15 protein-coding genes are annotated in these 20,306 nt (G+C 33.6%); 2 read left to right on the top strand and 13 right to left on the bottom strand.

The features are described from left to right. Positions 1 to 153 precede the first annotated feature (153 nt). The 8 genes from ACVC3Y_RS08515 to ACVC3Y_RS08480 all read right to left on the bottom strand — a co-directional run bounded on the left by ACVC3Y_RS08515 (position 154) and on the right by ACVC3Y_RS08480 (position 12,082). Positions 154 to 1,947: a cytochrome c oxidase subunit I gene (locus tag ACVC3Y_RS08515; protein WP_303422616.1), complete on the bottom strand. Its 1,794-nt coding sequence runs from the start codon at positions 1,945 to 1,947 to the stop codon at positions 154 to 156. Between the two features lie 28 nt (positions 1,948 to 1,975). Beyond that, positions 1,976 to 3,043, bottom strand: coding sequence for a cytochrome c oxidase subunit II (locus tag ACVC3Y_RS08510; RefSeq protein WP_303422618.1), 1,068 nt, complete (start codon positions 3,041 to 3,043; stop codon positions 1,976 to 1,978). Between the two features lie 29 nt (positions 3,044 to 3,072). Continuing rightward, a complete protein-coding gene (locus tag ACVC3Y_RS08505; protein WP_303422620.1) occupies positions 3,073 to 4,449 on the bottom strand; it encodes a quinol:cytochrome C oxidoreductase in 1,377 nt (458 codons plus the stop codon). 25 nt (positions 4,450 to 4,474) lie between these two features. Beyond that, a complete protein-coding gene (locus ACVC3Y_RS08500; protein WP_452226638.1) occupies positions 4,475 to 5,032 on the bottom strand; it encodes a c-type cytochrome in 558 nt (185 codons plus the stop codon). Position 5,033: 1 nt separating this feature from the next. Then, entirely contained in the window at positions 5,034 to 5,570 is a 537-nt protein-coding gene (locus ACVC3Y_RS08495; protein ID WP_303422626.1) for a DUF3341 domain-containing protein, read from the bottom strand. A gap of 96 nt (positions 5,571 to 5,666) precedes the next feature. Continuing rightward, positions 5,667 to 7,412 carry an NrfD/PsrC family molybdoenzyme membrane anchor subunit gene (gene nrfD, locus ACVC3Y_RS08490; RefSeq protein ID WP_303422629.1) on the bottom strand — a complete coding sequence of 582 codons (1,746 nt, stop codon included), beginning with the start codon at positions 7,410 to 7,412 and terminating at the stop codon, positions 5,667 to 5,669. Between the two features lie 31 nt (positions 7,413 to 7,443). Beyond that, on the bottom strand, positions 7,444 to 10,713 hold the full coding sequence (locus ACVC3Y_RS08485) for a TAT-variant-translocated molybdopterin oxidoreductase (protein ID WP_452226637.1): 3,270 nt from the start codon (positions 10,711 to 10,713) through the stop codon (positions 7,444 to 7,446). A gap of 73 nt (positions 10,714 to 10,786) precedes the next feature. Further along, positions 10,787 to 12,082 carry a cytochrome c3 family protein gene (locus ACVC3Y_RS08480; RefSeq protein ID WP_303423203.1) on the bottom strand — a complete coding sequence of 432 codons (1,296 nt, stop codon included), beginning with the start codon at positions 12,080 to 12,082 and terminating at the stop codon, positions 10,787 to 10,789. 213 nt (positions 12,083 to 12,295) lie between these two features. Here ACVC3Y_RS08480 and ACVC3Y_RS08475 point away from each other — a divergent pair, with 213 nt between their 5' ends. Further along, positions 12,296 to 12,694: an SPOR domain-containing protein gene (locus ACVC3Y_RS08475; protein WP_303422635.1), complete on the top strand. Its 399-nt coding sequence runs from the start codon at positions 12,296 to 12,298 to the stop codon at positions 12,692 to 12,694. Between the two features lie 271 nt (positions 12,695 to 12,965). Here the strand turns inward: ACVC3Y_RS08475 and ACVC3Y_RS08470 are convergent, their stop codons facing one another. The 5 genes from ACVC3Y_RS08470 to rimP all read right to left on the bottom strand — a co-directional run bounded on the left by ACVC3Y_RS08470 (position 12,966) and on the right by rimP (position 18,860). Further along, positions 12,966 to 13,559 (bottom strand): phage tail protein, encoded by a 594-nt coding sequence (locus ACVC3Y_RS08470; RefSeq protein ID WP_452226636.1) that lies wholly within the window; start codon positions 13,557 to 13,559, stop codon positions 12,966 to 12,968. A gap of 34 nt (positions 13,560 to 13,593) precedes the next feature. After that, the gene (locus ACVC3Y_RS08465) at positions 13,594 to 14,187 is read right to left on the bottom strand and encodes a phage tail protein (RefSeq protein WP_452226635.1); all 594 of its coding nucleotides are present in this window, start codon (positions 14,185 to 14,187) and stop codon (positions 13,594 to 13,596) included. Between the two features lie 117 nt (positions 14,188 to 14,304). Beyond that, the gene (gene infB, locus ACVC3Y_RS08460) at positions 14,305 to 17,124 is read right to left on the bottom strand and encodes a translation initiation factor IF-2 (RefSeq protein WP_452226634.1); all 2,820 of its coding nucleotides are present in this window, start codon (positions 17,122 to 17,124) and stop codon (positions 14,305 to 14,307) included. Positions 17,125 to 17,153: 29 nt separating this feature from the next. Beyond that, complete coding sequence (nusA, locus tag ACVC3Y_RS08455; RefSeq protein ID WP_303422645.1) at positions 17,154 to 18,386, bottom strand: transcription termination factor NusA; 1,233 nt, start codon at positions 18,384 to 18,386, stop codon at positions 17,154 to 17,156. Positions 18,387 to 18,398: 12 nt separating this feature from the next. Further along, the gene (gene rimP, locus ACVC3Y_RS08450; protein WP_303422648.1) at positions 18,399 to 18,860 is read right to left on the bottom strand and encodes a ribosome assembly cofactor RimP; all 462 of its coding nucleotides are present in this window, start codon (positions 18,858 to 18,860) and stop codon (positions 18,399 to 18,401) included. Between the two features lie 507 nt (positions 18,861 to 19,367). Between rimP and ACVC3Y_RS08445 the strand changes: the two genes are divergently transcribed. Continuing rightward, the gene (locus tag ACVC3Y_RS08445; RefSeq protein WP_303422651.1) at positions 19,368 to 20,198 is read left to right on the top strand and encodes a universal stress protein; all 831 of its coding nucleotides are present in this window, start codon (positions 19,368 to 19,370) and stop codon (positions 20,196 to 20,198) included. The last annotated feature ends 108 nt before the right edge of the window (positions 20,199 to 20,306 follow it).

Genomic DNA, 20,306 nt, shown 5'->3' with positions numbered 1-20,306 from the left:
TAAAGACTCTTCGACTGTGCCGCAGAGTGGCCAGTAAAATACTGAAACTAATTCAATACAAACAAATATAACGAAAAAGCCTTTCTGTTTTAAGAGAAAGGCTTTTTAATATGTTATAGAATCTCAATTATGAGACCTCTATTTTTAAAGGTTTTAATGTTGTAATTCTTCTTCGCCTTCTTTTAAAGGAACATTTTGCATAACAAAATCGTCATCATGACCTGGTTTAGAATAGTCATAAGACCATCTATATACGTGAGGAATATCTCCTTCCCAGTTACCATGTATATGCTTTACTTCTGTAGTCCACTCTAAAGTAGTTGATCTCCATGGATTCTTTTCTGCTTTCTTACCAAAGAACATACTACTAAAGAAGTTATATAAGTAAATTAATTGAACAGCTCCACCAATTAAAGCAAAAACAGTAATAATTACGTTTGTATTTGCTAAATCGTCAAATAATGGAAAGTTAGAATTTGTATAATAACGTCTTGGTAATCCTGCCATTCCTATAAAATGCATTGGAAAAAACACCCCATAAGCACAAATTGCAGTAATCCAGAAGTGAATATATCCAAGGTTTTTATTTAACATTCTACCAAACATTTTTGGGTACCAATGGTAAATACCTGCGAACATTCCGTACAGGGCAGATATTCCCATAACTAAGTGGAAGTGAGCAATTACGAAGTATGTATCGTGAACATTAATATCTAATGCAGAATCTCCAAGAATGATACCAGTTAAACCTCCAGTAATAAAAGTTGAAACAAATCCAATAGAAAACAGCATTGCTGGGTTCATTTGTATGTTTCCTTTCCATATGGTGGTTATCCAGTTAAATGCTTTTACAGCGGAAGGAATTGCAATTAATAATGTTGTAAATGTAAATACAGAACCTAAGAAAGGATTCATACCTGATATAAACATGTGGTGACCCCAAACGATAGTTGAAAGAAATGCAATTGCTAAAATAGAAGTAATCATGGCACGATAACCAAAAATTGGTTTACGAGAATTAGTAGCCATAATTTCGGATACTAATCCCATTGCTGGTAAGATTACAATATATACTTCTGGGTGTCCAAGGAACCAAAATAGGTGTTCGAATAATACTGGTGAACCTCCTTGATAATGTAAAACTTCTCCTTGAATAAATATATCGGATAAGAAGAAGGATGTACCAAAACTTCTATCCATTATTAGTAATAATGCTGCAGATAATAAAACTGGGAAAGATACGATACCAATGATAGCGGTTACAAAAAACGCCCAGATTGTTAATGGTAGTCTAGTCATAGACATTCCTTTAGTACGTAAATTAATAACAGTTACTACATAATTTAATGATCCTAATAAAGAGGATGCAATAAATATAGCCATAGAAACTAACCATAAAGTCATACCCATTCCTGAACCACCAGATGCTAATGGCAATGCGGATAATGGAGGGTAGATTGTCCAACCTGCTGCTGCTGGTCCTGCTTCTACAAATAGTGAGATTAACATAATTACACTAGAAAGGAAGAATAACCAATATGATACCATGTTTAAGAAACCAGATGCCATATCACGTGCACCAATTTGCAACGGGATTAACAGGTTACTAAACGTACCACTTAGTCCAGCAGTAAGAACAAAGAATACCATAATGGTACCGTGAATAGTTACTAATGCTAAATAAATATCTGCATCCATAACTCCACCTGGAGCCCATTTTCCTAATAATGCTTCAAACAATACATTAGGTTCTTCTGGCCATGCAATTTGCATACGAAACATTAGAGACATAATTACTCCAATTACTCCCATGATTGTACCAGTAATAAGATACTGTTTTGCAATCATTTTATGATCTATACTAAATATGTATTTAGTTATAAAGGTTTCTTTATGGTGATGCTCTTCGTGTGCTTCGTGATCGTGTGTATCTGCGTGTGCTGACATAATTTAATATTCTTTTGTCTTATTAAATTTAGTTAATTAGTGAGTTTTTGAAAGCTTTTTGTTCTTTCATCCAAGCGTCATACTCTTCTTGAGTTTCAACAATGATTTTCATTTGCATATTGTAATGTGATTTTCCACAAATCTTATTACATAATAATAAATAATCAAAATCGTATCTTTCTAGAGCTTCTTCTCCTTTAGCAATTAATTTTTCGCTTTTTTCGGCTCTAATACTGTTAATATTTGCCACTTTATCAATCATGTCTGGATTTTGGCGCATATCTGCAGTGGTAACTGTTGGTGTAAAACCAAATTGTGTAATCATACCTGGAACACAGTTCATTTGTGCTCTAAAATGAGGCATGTATGCTGAGTGTAAAACATCTTGAGAACGCATTTTAAATAATACAGTACGCCCAACTGGCAAATGCAGTTCTGAAGTTATAACATCATCTTGTGCATTTGGATCAGCTTCATCTAGACCTAAAATATTAGCTCTATCGATATCTATTAAACGAACATTTGCTTTTCCTAATGTATTATCTGCTCCTCCATATCTAGCTTTCCAGTTAAACTGTTGTGCATATAATTCTACTATTAAAGGATCTTCATCTTCATTAACATTCATTATTGCAGACCACGTGAATAGTCCGTAGATAATTAAACCAGCTAAAACAATAACAGGAATGATTGTCCAAATAAACTCTAATGTGTTATTATCTGCAAAGAATAATGCTTGTTTTCCTTTTTCTCCTTTGTACTTGTATGCAAAGTAGTGTAAAAGAAATTGTGTAATGGTTTGCACTACAAAAATAAGTGCCATAGATATGATCATTAAGTTATCTATTTCAGGACCATGTTCTGATGCTGAATTAGACATTAATGGTAAATCACCTAATTCTACAAAACTCCAAATTGTTATTAAATAGATGAAAGCTAAAAAGCCCATCATTAAGTAACCGTTTAAAGTATTATCCTTATCTGTTGCAACTTGGCTATTAGATGTACCTACTTGAGCTAAATCGAATATTTTAACCATTTGCCAAATGGCAATTGCTATAAATACTAAAACTAAAATTGTTAATAAAGCAGTCATTGTTGTCTATCGTCTTTATTTATATTTTATTAATAATGAAAATTTTCGCTTTCTTTTACAAAAGGATTACGTTTTGCTAATAATGGTGCTTTTGTTAAAGCTGTAAATACTACAAATATGAATAGTCCTGCAAATAATAATAATGAACTTATTTCTGGAATACCTATAAACCATCTATCTCCTACTGTTGCAGGCATAATCATATTGAAAACATCTACATAGTGACCAATTAAGATTACAATACCAGCCATAACTACAAACCAAGGGATACGTTTATAATCGCTATTCATTAATACTAAGAAAGGGAATACTAAATTTAGTACTAACATACCAAAGAATGGTAATCTATAGTCATTTATTCTTGTTACAAAGTAAGTTACTTCTTCTGGTATATTAGCATACCAGATTAGCATGAATTGTGAGAACCATAAATAAGCCCAGAATATACTAAACCCAAACATGAATTTTGCTAAATCATGTAAGTGGCTATCGTTTACTAATTCTAAATACCCTCTAGATTTTAAGTATAAAGAAATAAAAGCGATTACAGTAATACCGCAAACCATCATTCCTGCTAAAACATACCATCCAAACAAAGTAGAGAACCAGTGAGGGTCAACACTCATAATCCAATCCCATGACATCATAGATTCTGTGTATAAAAAGAATACCAAAAATGCTGCTGAAATACGAAATGTCTTTTTAAAATTCTTATTATCGTCTGCATTATCTTGAGCGATAGAAAATTTACGAGAAAATTGTCGATATAAAACCCATCCACCAATAAAAATTAAACCTCTAATAATGAAACCCCAAACATTTAGCCATCCAGATTTACCTTGAATAAGTTTATCATGAGCAACTACTTCAGGATCCATCCAAACAAAAATATTGTTATGACCAATAAAGTGAGAAGCAGCAGCTATAGCTACTACTATTAAAGCACCTGGAAGTAGGTATGCAGTGATACCCTCCATTACTCTAAATAATACAGGAGACCATCCAGATTGGGATGCCCATTGTACTGCATAAAAAGCTAAAACACCTAGTGCAATCATCATAAAAAAGAATGCTGCTACATATAATGCAGCCCAAGGTCTATTTGCTATTTGATGTTGTACATGTTCTACATGTTTTTTGTGTTCATCTACATGTGCACCAGCTTCAGTACTATGAGAATCATCTGCATGCGCTTTTTCAGTAGCATGTGTATCGTGGCCATTTTCTGTTATTGCGTGTGCGGCTTCTTCGCCATGACCGCCACCATGGTGTGCTTCTTCAGCTAATAGGTTTTCAACGTCTTCAAAAGATTTATGAGAGGTCATAAAACCATATCCTACACCTAGTAATCCTAAAATTATTAGTGCAAAAGAAAATGTCTTTAATTTATTTGAGAATGTGTACATATCTATATATAAACTTTATCTAATCTTATTTTTCTAAATCTGCTTTCAACTTTAAAACATAAGCAACAACTTGCCAACGTTCTTCTTCATTAAGTTGGTTTGCATAAGAACCCATTGCATTTTTACCATAATAAATAGTATGATAAATACTTCCTGCTGTGATAGCTCTTCCTGCATCGTCATAACTCGGTATACCTAATATTTTTTCACGTTTAACTAGGTTTCCTTGACCATTACCTTTATTACCATGACAAATACCACAGTAAATATCATATAGTTCTTTAGCTTTAGTTTCATCATATTGCGAGGTAGCTAAAGGGCTTGTTAAACTTGCTTTCGCTAGTTCGTAGCCTGCTGTAGTATTCTCTATTTCAAAAGGAGTATATCCTCTTGGAATTGTTCCTTCTACAGGCAATTGTGCTTCTACTCCATTTTTAAAAGCAGTAGATTCGCCATACGCTTCATAAGGTACAGGTTCATACATATTAGGCATGAATTGATAGTTAGGTCTAGAATCTTTTTTACAAGATACTATTGAACTTACTACAAGTACGAATACAAATATTTTTATTAAATGCTTCATATTAATGTTCATCTTCTTTATCAATAATATTTACTTCTACAGCACCTGTTTCTTTTAACAAGTTTGTTAATTCATTTTGGTTATCATGAACTGCAATTTCCATTAAAAAGTGGTCATCTGTCGTTCTTGGGTCTGGATTTTCTGCATTCTTAAATGGCCACATTCTACTACGTAAGTAAAATGTTATTACCATTAAATGGGCTGCAAAGAATACGGTTAACTCAAACATGATTGGTACAAACGCAGGCATATTCTCGATATAGCTAAAACTAGGTTTACCACCAATATTTTGAGGCCAATCTTCAATCATAATGAAATTCATCATTAAAATTGCTACAGTTAAACCAACACATCCATACATAAATGATGTAATTGCTATTCTAGTTGGAGCTAATCCCATTGCCTTATCTAGTCCGTGAACTGGAAAAGGTGTATATATTTCTTCAATGTGATGCTTTTCGGCTTTAACCGTTTTTACAGCATTCATTAACACATCGTCGTCTGTATAAATAGCGTGAATTACTTTTGAAGCTTTCATCTGTTAATTCTTATTGTTTTTTTATTGTCAGATGCAACCTCAAAACAGCATCATTATTTATATTAATTTTACTAGCTTGAGGTTTCATTTGCTATTTTAGTTTATTAATTTTTTAGCTTGTCCTGCCCAATCATCACGTTCTGCTCTTCCTGGGAAAGATTCAGTAATAGAATCTAACAAGTTATATTCATTATTTGTCATCTTACTTACTTGTAAGAAAGTATATATTCCAATACTATTTAATACTTCTTCCATTTTTGGACCAACACCATTAATCTTTTTAAGATCATCTGCTTGTTGTGTATTAGGATCGAAAGTTCCTATGCTACCTAAAAGGTTACTTACTTTAGCCGAATTTTCTTCGGTAGAAACTGTTTCTACTTTTTCAACTTTAGGTGTTGAAGTTACAACAGCCTTTCCTGATGTTCTTTCATCTGTTCCAGTACCAACTAAGCTATCTCCTCTTTCTCTAATCTTCTTGTAACGTTCACCTGAAGATTTTAAGATGGTTTTAACCTCTGCTTGTGCAATTACAGGGAAAGTTCTAGAATATAATAAGAATAATACAAAGAAGAATCCTATAGTACCAATGAATATTCCAATATCTACAAAAGTAGGAGAGAACATTGTCCATGAGGATGGTAAGTAATCTCTATGTAATGAAGTTACAATAATTACAAAACGCTCGAACCACATTCCAATATTTACTATAATAGAGATGAAGAAAGAGAACATGATACTTGTTCTTAATTTCTTAAACCACATAAATTGTGGAGAAAATACGTTACATGTCATCATTGCCCAATATGCCCACCAGTATGGTCCAGTTGCTCTGTTTAAGAATGCAAATTGTTCATATTCTACACCAGAATACCATGCTATAAATAACTCTGTTATATATGCAACACCAACAATAGAACCTGTAATCATGATTACAATGTTCATTAATTCGATATGTTGTACTGTAATATAATCTTCAAGGTTACATACCTTTCTCATAATAATAAGAAGTGTATTTACCATTGCAAATCCTGAGAATACTGCTCCTGCAACAAAGTATGGAGGGAAAATGGTAGTATGCCAACCAGGAATAACTGATGTTGCGAAATCAAAAGATACAATTGTGTGTACAGAAAGTACTAAAGGAGTTGCTAATCCGGCAAGTACTAAAGATACTTCTTCAAAACGTTGCCAATCTTTTGCTCTACCAGACCAACCGAAACTTAACAATGCGTAAATTTTCTTTTGAAAAGGTTTCACTGCTCTATCTCTTAACATGGCAAAATCTGGTAATAAACCTGTCCACCAGAAAACTAGAGATACAGATAAGTACGTAGAAATTGCAAATACATCCCAAAGTAAAGGAGAGTTAAAATTTACCCATAGAGATCCAAATTGATTTGGGATTGGTAATACCCAATATCCTAACCAAGGTCTTCCCATATGTATAATAGGGAATAAACCGGCTTGAACTACAGAGAAAATTGTCATTGCTTCTGCAGAACGGTTAATTGCCATTCTCCATTTTTGACGGAAAAGTAAAAGTACTGCAGAAATTAATGTTCCTGCGTGACCAATACCAACCCACCAAACGAAGTTAGTAATATCCCAAGCCCAACCAACGGTCTTGTTTAAACCCCAAGTACCAATACCTGTAGATACTGTGTAAAGTATACATCCTATTCCCCAAAGAAAAGCTACTAATGCTATAGAAAATACTATCCACCATTGCTTATTTGCTTTACCTTCTATAGGTCTTGCCACATCCACAGTAACATCGTGGTATGATTTTTCACCTGTAACTAAAGGTCTTCTAATAGGTGCTTCGTAATGAGACGCCATAATGCTTTATAATTGTTTCTTAATTAATTTTTTATGCTTCGGTTGTATTTCTCACTTTAGTATGGTACTGCACATTCGGCTTAGTACCAACACTTTCTAATAAGTGATACATACGGTTATCTTCTTTAAGTTCTGCAACTTTAGATTCTTTATCGTTAATGTCTCCAAAAACCATTGCTCCACTACTACAAGCAGCTGAACAAGCGGTTTGGAATTCACCATCTTTAATTTCTCTTCCATCACGTTTTGCATCAAGAATTGTTTTTTGTGTCATTTGAATACACATAGAACATTTTTCCATAACTCCACGAGAACGAACTACAACATCTGGATTTAACACCATACGTCCTAAATCATCATTCATATGGTAATCAAACTCATCGTTACCATTATATAAGAACCAGTTGAAACGACGCACTTTATACGGACAGTTATTTGCACAGTATCTCGTACCTACACAACGGTTATATGCCATATGGTTTTGACCTTGACGACCATGAGAAGTTGCAGCAACTGGACAAACAGTTTCGCAAGGTGCATGGTTACAATGTTGACACATTACTGGTTGAAAAGCTACTTGAGGATTATCAGAAGCTTGTTCTAATTCCCCAAATTCACTTAATGAACTACTTAAACCAGAAATATTATCTTTCTTTTCATTATCTCCAGCGAAAGATTCTTCTGAAGAATAATATCTATCTATACGTAACCAGTGCATGTCACGACTACGTCTAATTTCTTCTTTACCTACAACTGGAACATTGTTTTCTGCATGACATGCAATAACACATGATCCACATCCTGTACAGGCATTTAAATCAATCGATAAATTAAAGTGATGTCCTATTGAACGATCAAACTCATCCCAAAGATCTGCATCTTTAGAAGTTACAGGGATTTCATCATGATTATAAGAAACAACTGGCATTGTATTCCAATACTTTTTATCTTTAGTATTAAATACTTCTAATGTTGTTTCTTTTATTATGTCACCACGTCCCATTAATGTGTTGTGTAATTGTACACAAGCAAATTCATGTTCTCCTGGTATTACTTTTACTGAAACATTATTTTGAACCGTATTAAAATCTTGATAAAATGGGAATGCATTCGTACCTGTTTGCATTTCTTCTTTTAATCCGTTTTTGCGTCCAAAACCAAAAGACATTCCTAAAGAACCAACCGCTTGACCCGGTTGAATAATTACAGGAACTACCTCTGTAATACCATTTACAGTTAATTCTACTAAACTAGAATTTAAACCACCTGTAGCAACATGCCAGTTTTTAACACCAAGCTTTTCTGCATCATTAGCAGACATGGTTAGGTAGTTATCCCAAGTTGTTCTTGTAATAGGATCTGGAAACTCTTGTAACCAAGGGTTATTGGCTTGTTGCCCATCTCCCATTCCTGTTTTAGAATATAAGGTTAACTCTAATTCTGATGTTTTAGCTGAAGCTGCTAAAGCTCTAGCTGCATCTCCACCTGATTTAGCAGACACACCAGCAATAGACCCACTATTTGTAGTCGTAGTTGTTGAAGAAGAAGTAGTAGTTGTATACTCATCCTTATCTTCATCTTTAATACCAACTCCAACGGCAGCTTTATGAATAACACCACCAACCCAAGTTCTATCTTTTTTATCTTTTAATCCTGTAGTAGTTGTATGTGTTGTTTCAGAAGAACTTCCATTTGTTGCTCCTAAAGATACTCCTGAAACAAAAACACCATCATGCAATGCTTTGTTAAAAGATCCACCACTAACTATACTAGATTTCCATGTTTGCTTGATATAATCATGAAATGATTGCTCACTTCCTGTCCATTTTAATAAAGCATCTTGAAATTGTCTTGTGTCGAATAAAGGACGAATAGTTGGTTGCGTCAACGCGAATTGTCCTTTTTTCATTTCTACATCTCCCCAAGATTCTAAATAATGAGGTGCTGCTGCAATATATGTAGAAGCAGATGCAGTTTCATCAGCTTTCATAGAGAAAGTAACAGAAACTAAATCTTTATTTTTTAACCCTTCAGCAAAATCTGCTGCATTAGGTAATGTATATAATGGATTTACTCCACTCATGATTAAAGCACCCACTTTACCTGCTTTCATATCAGCAACTAAAGCATCTACCGCTTTATCATTTCCTTGTCTTGTTTTTATTGGAGAAACAGTATCAAAAGCTTTAGAATTTAAAGCTTCATTTATTTCTAAAACAACTGTTTGTGCATTTACATCTTGTAATCCTGTTACAACAACTCCATTTCTACCTGCTTTTTTAAGCTGAGAAGCTGCTTGACGTACAGCTTTATCCATTGCTTCTGGCAATGTTCCTGAAACTGAACCTCCAACAACATAAGAATACAACTTAGCTAAAGCTATTTTTTGTTGACTTGGTGTTAAAGGAATACGTTTATCTGCATTAGCTCCAGATAAGGACATATTAGATTCAAACTGAATATGACGAGACATTTTTCCATGATTAGGAATTTTGTTCTTTGCATATCCGGAATCAAATCCTCCACCTTGCCAATCTCCTAAAAAGTCTGCACTAATAGAAACAATTGTCATGGCTTTAGAAAAATCGTAATTAGCTAAAGCACGCTCTCCGTATTTAGCTTGGTAAGCATCTAATGCAGCAGATTCTGAAACAGCATCATAAACTACATGACGAACATTACCATATTTAGATTTAAACTCTGAAATTAATTTTGAAGTTGATGGACTTGCAAAAGTTTGTGTTAATAAAACAATGTCTTTACTAGAACCTTTAACAGCCTCTAGTTTCTGTTGCATTGCATTATCAAGTTCTGTCCAAGAGATAGCCTTTTCGCCATGCATTGGGCCTTGAACTCTTAAACTATCATACAATCCTAAAACCGAAGCATTTACTCTAGCATTGGCACTTCCGTTAGAAGGAGCCATGGTATTGTTTTCGATTTTAATAGGACGACCTTCGCGAGTTTTAACTAAAACAGATGCAAAATCAAATCCGTTTGCAATAGTAGTTGCGTAGTAGTTAGCAACACCAGGAATAATTTCTTGCGGTTGCACTACATAAGGAATAGATTTAATAACTGGTCCTTCGCAGGCAGCAAGTGATGCTGCAGCTGTACTAAAACCAACATATTTTAAGAAATCACGACGTGTAGTTGAAGAAGACTCTAGAGTCTCTTTGTCTCCTAAAAATTCGTCTGTAGGAATTTCTTCAACAAATTCGTTTTGTTTTAGCGTCTCAACAATAGAGCTATTTTCGTTTAGCTCCTCAACACTTTTCCAGTATTTCTTGTTTGATGACATATTATATAATTGAATTACTTCTTATTAATTATTTTTAAAATTTTTCCGCGAAAGCGAAAGGGAAACTACTCTATTAGTAGTGACATTTACCACATTCTAATCCACCCATTTGTGCTGCAGTTAACTGCTCAACTCCATATTTTTTAGATAGCTCTTCGTGAATTTTTGTATAGTATGCGTTGTCTTTTACTTTTACGTTTGTTTCTCTGTGACAATTAATACACCAACCCATAGTTAATGGCGCATGCTGGTACATTATTTCCATTTCTTCAACAGGACCATGACATGTTTGACATTCTAATCCTGCAACAGTTACGTGTTGTGAGTGATTAAAATATGCAAAATCAGGCAAATTATGAATACGTATCCACTTCACTGGTTGTGGATTTCCTGAATATTTTTGATCAGCATCACTCCATCCTGCAGCTGCATATAACTTTTGAATTTCACCATCGTAGAATTCTTTTGTGTATTCTGCTGATGTTTCTCCTGTATATTCGTATACCGACTTATGACAGTTCATACAAACATTCAATGAAGGAATCCCTGAAGTCTTGCTTACTCTAGCAGAAGAATGACAGTATTTACAATCTACACCATTATCTCCAGCGTGTATTTTATGTGAAAAATGTATTGGCTGTACTGGCTGATAGCCTTGATCTACACCAACTTGAGATAAGTAACCATATACAAAATAAGCACTAGCTAATAAAAAGAATATTGCGGTTACTAATACTAAGAATTGATTTTGTGCAAAGGCCTTCCATATTGGCAAGCTTTTATCTTCAGTATCAATCTCAACTCCTTTAGCATCTGCAAATCTGCGTAATGTTTTATTCACCAACACTAATGCTAATGCTAACAATCCAAACAACACAGCAAGAGCCCCTAAAATCAATTTATTAGAAACGCTATCTCCATCTCCTGCTGCTGGAGTCACTCCAACTTGAGTAGCAGTATTAGCAGCTGGCGCTTTTGCTTCTTCGGCAGTATATGCTAAAATATTATTAATATCATCATCTGATAATTGCGGGAAAGCAGTCATTGCAGCTCCGCCATACTCATTATAAATTTTGTTTGCGTAAGCATCTCCAGACTTAATTACTCCTGAACTATTACGAATCCAAGCAGAAAGCCATGCTCTATCTAAACCTTCATCGTCTGACAAACGTTGCTCTACATTACGTAAAGCAGGACCTGTCATTTTCTTATCTAGTTTATGACAAGCAGCACAATTTGCATTAAATAAAGATTTACCCTTTGCTGGATCACCTTCTTGAGCAGAAAGCGCCATGGAAAACGTTAGTAAAATAATTAAGCTTAAACGAAGAATAGTTGCACTTAATTTACGGTGAATCACCTGTTTCATATTATTGGTTGAATTAACTTCTAAACTTTGGTATGGTTTTTTCATTTACTAAAAGAAAAAATACAGTTATAAAATCTCAAGCAAAAGTAATATTAAAAGTCGATTTTAGAAATGTTAGGGAACTGTTAATTGCTAATTTAGAGAAATTCTAAATAATAAATCACCTAACTATTTAGTTTATAACATTTACATTTGCATTAAATATTGTTAAAAATGAAATTATTAAAAACAAAATACATTATTACCTCTCTCTTTTTAACTTTTACATTTACAGCCATTTGCAATGCGCAACAAGGCACTGTAACAGTAAATCAGGACAAAGAAATTACAGCTTTATTAAAGCTAAAAAAAGAAATTAACACGAATGAAGATACAAGTGACAGATATAAAATTCAGATATTTTCTGGAAGAAGGGGTATCGCAGAAACAAAACAAACTGATTTTAAAGGTGCTTATGCGCAATGGTCCAGTAAGTTAGTTTACGAAACACCCAATTATAAAGTTTGGGTTGGCAGTTTTAGAAATAGATTAGAAGCAGAAAGAGCTTTATTGAAAGTGAAAAATAAATTCCCTAATGCTTTTCTTTTTAAACCAAAAAAGAAGCAAGAATAATAATGAAACAAAAAAAGCGACCAATTGTCGCTTTTTTTAATCTAAAAATTTATCTAGTATCTTTTTAATAGCTTAGGTAGTTAATTCTATCTCTTCAGTATAACTTTTTAAACAAATAAACTTGCACTAACTCAATCCTAAACACCATTATTAGAAGGGGGTAGAGATTTAAGATTTCTACTTTTGTCCAAAAATATATCGAATTATAAAGAGTAGAATTACAATATAAATTATATCTCTTATTTCTAGGCCTTTAATTTATTGGACACCTTTAATCTCTGGAAGGATAATACCCATTTAAACATATAATATAATTAACCGCTTTATAAGGCGCTATATTAGTATGAGGCAAAGAACCACCTGTGTTTGCAAGTTGCACTGCTGTTGGAGACATTTGCGTATTGCCCGTAGTCCCATACCCTTCTCCTTGCGCCCAGACTGCAGTATTGGGTATATCTGTTTCGAGTCCGCTATCTACTGGTGCAGCCGCATTTACTTGTGTTGTATGCGCATGGCTAGGTATTTGATTTGGCGATAATGTAACAGATTCCACTCCGCCGTTTTGTCCAAGGCTATACGGACTTAATCCTGGACCCGACCCAGGATGAATTACTACTCTACCCCTTAAATCTGGTAGTCCAAAAGTGGTTCTTCCATCGCCACCATAGGTGGTTCCCAGGATAGAAAATAAAGCTGTATTATCAGAAATCGAAAGTAATTGACCATTGCAAAATGCCCAATTTCGAGGTGCAAAATTACCTGCAAACATTTGTACTTCACCAATTAAACCGTCTGTCTGTGCTTGACTTGTATTTATAAAGCTTAGGCATATAACCAAACTTAAAATAGTTATTATTTTTTTCATCTTATTACTTATTAAATTAATATTTAACTTTAAATTAATTTCTTGAAGGGTAAGTTCCTTGCAAAGCAATAATATAATTTATTGTGGTGTATGGTTGTCTATTTTCATGCCCTTGACTGCCTCCTGTAGGTACTACAATTACAGCATTGGTAGACATGGTTGTATTAGACGTAGGAGCATAACTACCTCCTTCTGCCCAAAAGTTATTAGTGGGATCATCAGAATTTTGGCCACGCCCAACTGGAGATGTTGCATTAACCTGTGTAGTATGCGAATGACTTGGCAATTGATTTGTAGTTAAGTATACTTGCTCTACACCTCCACCTTGTCCTAAACTATAATTGGACAAACCTGGTCCTTGCCCCGCATGAATAGGAGCTCTACCTCTTAAATCTGGTAAAGCAAAAGTTGTTCTACCGTCACCACCATAAATAGTTCCTAATAAAGAAAATAAAGCTTGGTTAGAGTTAATGGGAAGTAATGTCCCATCACAGAAAGCCCATCCTCGAGGTGCGAAATTACCGGCAAACATACTAATTTGCCCTAAGTAAGGGTCGGATTGCGCATTAGTAGTATTACTAAAACTGAAACATAGCAAAAGGCATAAAATTGAAATGGTTTTTTTCATGATTAAAATATTTTAAATTGTTAATAGCTTTAATCAAAGAACGTTATTTTTTTTTTAATCATAAAAAAAAGCGACCAAATGGTCGCTTTTCAGGTATTTATACGTGTAAAAAATATACTATTTAAGTTTCTTTTTTACTTCTACTTCATGGAATGCTTCAATAACATCTAATTCTTTAATGTCGTTGTAGTTTTTAATTTGTGTACCAAAATCGTATCCTTTAGAAACTTCTTTAACATCGTCTTTAAAACGTTTTAATGAAGCTAATTCTCCAGTGTAAATTACAACTCCATCACGTATTAGACGTATTCCTGAGTTTCTCATAATTTTACCTGTCAATGCCATACAACCTGCAATACTTCCAATTTTAGAAACCTTGAATATTTCTCTAATTTCTGCGGTACCAGTAATTTCTTCTTTAAGCTCTGGAGATAACATACCTTCCATTGCGTCTTTAAGATCATTAATAGCATCGTAAATAATGGAGTACATTCGGATATCGATTTCTTCGTTATCTGCAATTTGTCTTGCATTACCCATTGGACGAACATTAAATCCTATAATAATAGCATCTGAAGCAGTTGCTAATAATACATCACTTTCTGTAATTGGTCCAACCCCTTTATGTATAATATTTATTTGAATTTCTTCAGTAGATAATTTCTGGAAAGAATCTGTTAAAGCCTCCACAGAACCATCCACATCACCTTTTAGTATAATGTTTAATTCTTGGAAATCACCAAGTGCAATACGACGTCCTATTTCATCTAGTGTTATATGACGTTGTGTACGTACAGATTGCTCACGTTGTAATTGTGTACGTTTTGTTGCAATTTGTTTTGCTTCTCTTTCATCTTCAAAAACATTAAACTTATCTCCTGCTTGTGGTGCGCCATCTAAACCAAGAATAGATACTGGAGTAGATGGTCCAGCTTCTTTAATCTCGTTACCACGTTCATCATGCATTGCTTTTATTTTTCCACTGTTTTTACCAGCTAACACATAATCTCCAATACGTAATGTACCTGCTTGCACTAAGATTGTAGACACATATCCACGACCTTTATCTAAGAATGCTTCTACCACTGTACCTTGCGCTAATTTATCTGGGTTTGCAGTTAACTCTAAAAGCTCTGCTTCTAAAAGTACTTTTTCTAAAAGTTCTTTTACACCTGTTCCCATTTTAGCAGAAATATCATGGGATTGAATTTTACCTCCCCAATCTTCTACTAGTAAGTTCATTTGCGCTAAACCACTTTTAATATTTTCTGGGTTTGCATCTGGTTTATCTATTTTATTAATTGCGAAAACTATTGGCACTCCCGCTGCTTGTGCATGCGAAATTGCTTCTTTTGTTTGTGGCATGATATCATCATCTGCTGCTGCAACAATAATAGCGATATCTGTTACTTGCGCTCCACGCGCACGCATTGCTGTAAAGGCTTCGTGACCTGGAGTATCTAAAAACGCTATTTTTTGCCCGTTATCTAAGGTTACACCATAAGCACCAATATGCTGTGTAATTCCTCCAGATTCACCAGCGATTACATTTTCTTTACGAATATAATCTAGAAGTGATGTTTTACCGTGATCAACGTGACCCATTACAGTTACAATTGGTGCACGTGGTTTTAAATCTTCTGGTTTATCGACAACTTCTTCAATAGACTCTTCGATATCTGCAGTAATAAATTCTACTTGATAACCAAATTCGTCTGCAACTATAGAAAGTGTTTCGGCATCTAAACGTTGGTTCATAGTTACCATCATACCAAGTGACATACATGCTGATATAATTTGTGTAACCTGAACATCCATCATGGTTGCTACTTCATTTGCAGTTACAAATTCGGTTACTTTAAGAATTTTGTTTTCTGCAGCTTCTATTTGTTGATCAATCTCCGTTTGTTCTCTGTGTTGATCTCTTTTGTCTCTTCTATATTTAGCACCTTTACCTTTATTAGATTTACCTTGTAGTTTTTCTAAGGTTTCACGTACTTGTTTTTTAACGTCTTCTTCACTTGGCTCTTCTTTAACAATATTTCTTCTTCCTTTGCCTTGCCCTGGTTTGTTTCCTTTAAATCTGTTGTTACCACCAGTATTTCCTCCAGACCTATTATCTCCTGGTTTAGAAATTCTACGACGTTTACGTTTATTATCTGAAGATTTATCGTCTTTCTTATTGTCTTCTTTTTTCTTTTTAGGCTTATTAAATTGGCTTAAATCAATTTTAGTACCTGAAATTTTAGGACCAGTAAGTTTTTGATATTTTGTTTCTACCTTTTCTTCCAGAATTGGTTGATCTTCTGTTTTGGTTTTTTCGGTTTTAGCTTCTTCTTTTTTTGTAGTTATTGGTTTTTCAACTTTATCTACTATTTCAGCTTTTTTAACTTTATCGACCTGAACTGGAGTTTCTACCTTTTCAACTTTAGCAGGTTTTTCTACTTCTGTTTGTTTGGTTTCCTTAGGTTTTTCTACTTCTATAGGTGTTGGAGCTACTTCTTTAACCGTTTTTTCTTGCTTAACTTTTTCGGTCTTAGGTTTTGGTTCCTCTACAGCTTTTTTAGCTTTTGGATCTAAATCTATTTTACCAACTTGCTTTGGTCCAGACAGAGTAGATTTTGCTTTAACAATTTCTTGTTGTTTGGCTTCTTCTCGTTTGGTTTCAGCTTTTTGTTTTTCTTCTAATTCTTTCTCACGTTGAACACGTAAAGCCTCTTTTTCTTTGAGTTTTGCTTCACTAACTTCTTGTGATGCCATTCTTTTGGTAGCATCTGTTTGAAATTCGTTTGAAAGAATTTGATAAACTTCTTCTGAAATTTTTGTAGTAGGACGCTTCTCTATTTCGATGCTTTTAGATTCTAAAAAATCTACTGCACGATCGATAGAGATGTTAAGCTCGCGTAATACTTTATTTAATCTTACTGTTCCAGCCATAAATTACTTGTAATATAACCTAAAATGTGTTAGTCTTCAAATTCTGCTTTAAGAATTCTAACAACTTCGTTTATTGTTTCTTCTTCTAAATCTGTACGTTTTACTAAATCAGCAACGTCTTGTTCTAGTACACTTTTTGCTGTATCTAGTCCTGCTTTGCTAAATTCTTCTATAATCCACCCATCAATTTCATCTGAGAATTCTCGTAATTCTACATCTTCCTCTGCTCCTTCTCTAAATACGTCAATTTCGTAACCTGTTAGTTTTCCAGCTAAACGTATGTTGTGTCCTCCACGACCAATAGCTTTACTTACTTCTTCTGGTTTTAAAATTGCTTCTGCTCTTTTGTTTTCTTCATCAATTTTAATCGATGTTACTCGAGCTGGACTTAATGCTCTTGTAATATACAATTGTAAATTGTTTGTGTAATTAATTACATCTATATTTTCGTTTCCTAATTCACGAACAATACCATGAATTCTAGATCCTTTCATACCTACACATGCTCCTACTGGATCTATTCTATCGTCATAAGAATCTACAGCTACTTTTGCTTTTTCGCCAGGAATACGCACAACATTTTTAATTGTAATTAAACCGTCAAAAACTTCTGGGATTTCTTGCTCAAATAATTTTTCTAAAAATGCTGGTGCAGTTCTAGACATGATTATTGCTGGCTTGTTTCCTTTTAACTCTGCGCTTTCAATGATTCCTTTTACGTTATCTCCTTTACGGAAAAAATCGGAAGGGATTTGCTTATCTTTTGGTAAGATAATTTCATTTCCTTCATCATCTAAAAGTATTACAGCTCTGTGACGAATATGGTGAACTTCTGCTGTATAAATTTCGCCTACTAATTCTTGAAATTGCTTGTAAATATTAGTATTGTCGTGTTCGTGAATTTTAGATATTAAGTTTTGTCTTAATGCTAATATGGAACGACGCCCAAGGTCTATTAACTTTACCTCTTCGGATACATCTTCACCAACTTCAAAATCTGGTTCTATTTTTTGTGCTTCCGTTAACGATATTTCTTGATTTGGCTCTTCTACTTCACCATCTGCGACTACAATTCTATTTCTCCAAATTTCTAAATCCCCTTTATCTGGGTTAATAATAATATCAAAATTATCATCATCTCCAAATTTCTTTTTTAAGGCGTTTCTAAAAACATCTTCTAAAATAGCCATTAAGGTTACACGATCTATTAATTTATCGTCTTTAAATTCTGAAAAAGAATCAATTAATGCAAGATTTTCCATAACTCCTTTAAATTAAAATTTAATCATAACTTTTGCTTCTACAATATTTTCGTAGGCAATATCTGCCTGTTTTTGGACTGTTACTTTACCTTTACCTACTGGTTTAGGCTCTCTGCTTTTCCATTGCAAAGTAATTTCATTTTCGGTAGCTTTTGTAAGCTTCCCTTCTATATTTTCTGTTTTTGTTTTAACTTCTAAAGACCTACCAATGTTTTTGATGTACTGACGCTTATGTGACAAAGGAGAGGTTGCTCCTGCAGATGCTACTTCTATGGAGAAATCTACTTCTTCTCTGTCTAAATTATTTTCAACAGCTCTACTTATAAAGATACAATCTTCTACGGTTACGCCATTATCGCCATCTAAAATTATTTTTATTGCGTTATCTGGTGCTATAGAAAACTCTATAAGGAAAAGATTCGGTTTTTCTTCTAAACCAGCTTCTAACAAGTCTTGTACTGTATTCTTAAACATTTTTTGGTATAAAAAGAGGGGACTTTTCGTCCCCTCATCTTTTTCTTTTTCGTTTCAACGCTGCAAATATACAATTTTTATCTTGAATTGCAAAAGTTGTTGAAACAACAATAGTTATAATTTAAAGAATTTCTTTTTCTTCAAAAGCTAAACTACTTTCTAATCGCTCTCATTAACAATTACAAATGATCACTTGTTCTCTTTAACCTCTATAACTTATGAATTTTCAACTTTTTAAAATATATTTTTACATTAAAAAATCAACCAGAAAAAACACGAATCTATTTAGTTGATAAGGTATCCCCTCAATGCCACTATCCATTTTACTTTTAATTATTCTAAATCGAACAGAAACGAAACTAAATAATTAAAAGAAAATAAGTTACACATAAACGAAGCGTTCTTTTTTTTATAAAAAATCCATAAAAATTCCTCAAAGCAAAAAAATGTCATTTATATTTCTTAAATTTAAGAAGCTATTCCTCTAAACTAAATTTTATAAATATTATGAAAAAAATACTTGTACCAACAGACTTTTCAGATCAAGCAAATTACGCTCTTGAAGTTGCTGCGCAACTTGCAAAAAAAAATAATGGTGAAATCTTCTTACTTCATATGCTAGATTTACCTTTAAATCAAATACCCGAACTTGGAGGAGATACAGCAGGAAACATCCCAGAAGCAATGTTTTTTATGAAATTGGCACACAAAAAATTTGAAGAAATTTTAGAGCAAGATTTTTTAAAAGGAATAACAGTACATGAAACCGTTAACTTTCATCAAACCTTTGATGGAATAAAAAAAACCTGCAAAGAAAACAATGTTGACATGATAATAATGGGCTCCCATGGAGCTAGTGGCTTAAAAGAAATGTTTATTGGCTCGAATACAGAAAAAGTAGTACGTTCTTCTGATGTTCCAGTTCTTGTAATTAAAAATGATCATAAAAATTTTACTGTGAATGATTTTGTATTTGCTTCAGACTTTAAGAATGACAGTAAGGAGACTTACAAACAAGCGATTGAGTTTGCTCAACTTTTTAATTCTAAAATCCATTTATTATTTGTTAATACACCAAATAGATTTACAACTACCGCTACAGCCAACACAAGAATCTTAGAATTTATTGAAGACTATGACTTTACTAATTATAAGATCAACATCTTTAATGACGAATCTGTAGAAAAAGGAATTTTAAATTTTTCGCACATTATTGGTGCAGATTTAATAGGAATAAGCACACATGGTAGACAAGGAATTGCACATTTTTTCAACGGAAGTATTAGCGAAGATCTTGTAAATCATGCTAAACGCCCTGTAATTACTTTTAAGATATAATTTACAAATCATTGAAACAAAAAAGATTTCACTAAAAGAAAGTCTTTTTTATTAGCTCTTTATAACTGTGCGCTAAGCACTAATTTCTAGCTTACCATATACTAAAAA

Source organism: Lacinutrix cladophorae (assembly GCF_053604645.1).
Note: the sequence above shows the minus strand (reverse complement) of the source record. Positions and strands in the feature narration are given on the sequence as shown.